The sequence below is a fragment of the Shewanella sp. SW1 genome, assembly GCF_025653545.1.
Lineage (GTDB): Bacteria > Pseudomonadota > Gammaproteobacteria > Enterobacterales > Shewanellaceae > Shewanella > Shewanella oncorhynchi.
In genome coordinates this window covers 1-1,215 of the sequence record NZ_JAKKSG010000051.1, presented here as the reverse complement: position 1 = coordinate 1,215, position 1,215 = coordinate 1, and the positions used below count along the sequence as shown (strand labels likewise).

The window sequence follows — 1,215 nt, the reverse complement described above, 5'->3', positions numbered from 1 at the left end:
TCGCTCTGATTCATTTGGGCTCAATCCTGCATTGTAATGATGTGGCCTGACTTCACAGTAATAACCAATGATGTAATCGGTCACATCTTGTTTAGCTTCGCTAAAACTCTTGTAGCCTTGTGTCGGGAGCCATTCCGTTTTTAAACTTCTGAAAAACCGCTCCATTGGCGCATTATCCCAGCAGTTACCGCGACGGCTCATGCTCTGGGTGATTTGATATTTCCACAGCCGCTGACGGTATTTCAGGCTGGTATAATGACAGCCTTGATCTGAATGAAATATCAGGTTTTTAGGCTTCCCACGAGATTCAAAGGCCATATCTAAGGCCTTCACCGTTAACTCTGTATCCGGTGAAAATGACATCGCCCAACCAATGGCTTTTCTCGAAAATAAATCCAGCACAACCGCTAAATAACACCAACGATTACCCGCCCAAATATACGTCACATCGCCACACCAAACGGTGTTTGGTTCGACAACGGCAAATTGTCGCTTGAGTAAATTAGGGATGGTCACATGCTCATTTTCAGCCTTCTTATAGCGGTGTTTGGGTTGTTGGCAGCTCACTAATCCAAGCTTTTTCATTAACCGAGTCGCCCTATAACGACTTAACGCAAAGCCACGTTCAGAGGCGATTGTTGCGATACTTCTTGMACCAGCAGACTGTTTGCTTTCAGCGTGTATTGCTTTGATTTCACACTCTAAAATCCGCTGTTCAGGTGTCGCTACAAGTTCACKGCTCACCCAATAACGGTAGCTACTCCGGTTCACGTTAAATACATGGCATAACACTGAAATAGGGTATTTGTTGCTCTGATTGAGTTTCTCGATTATCGAGAATTGTTCAGCGAGTCCGAYATCAATAGAGCGGTAGCCTTTTTTAGGATTTCTTTTTCGAGATTAATCCGTTCAATTTCACGTTTAAGTGCCTTAATTTCAATTTGCTCAGGTGTCATGGGTGAGGCTTTAGGAGCAAGCCCTTGGCGCTCAACCTGAAGCTGTGTTACCCACTTACTGACCGTTGATTTACCCACGTTCATGGCTTTCGCCGCCGCTTCTTGTGTGTAATCTTGATCTATGACTAATTGAGCGGTTTCGAGCTTAATTGCAGCACTATATCGTGCACGTTTACTTTTATTCATGTTGTCACCTAAATGGGTTATGAGTGGATCATAACATTTCTTATTAGGTGGCCAAATTCAGTGTGCCACTACA

General features: G+C 44.0%; 1 protein-coding gene. It reads right to left on the bottom strand.

Translation table 11 applies throughout. The annotated features are described in order from the left end of the window. A protein-coding gene (locus tag L5M71_RS22965) for an IS3 family transposase (protein WP_263220683.1) occupies positions 1-1,142 on the bottom strand; the annotation gives its coding sequence in 2 pieces (ribosomal slippage) (positions 1-884 and positions 884-1,142; 1,143 coding nt annotated over the 2 pieces). This gene is flagged as partial in the annotation. Positions 1,143-1,215: the final 73 nt, after the last annotated feature.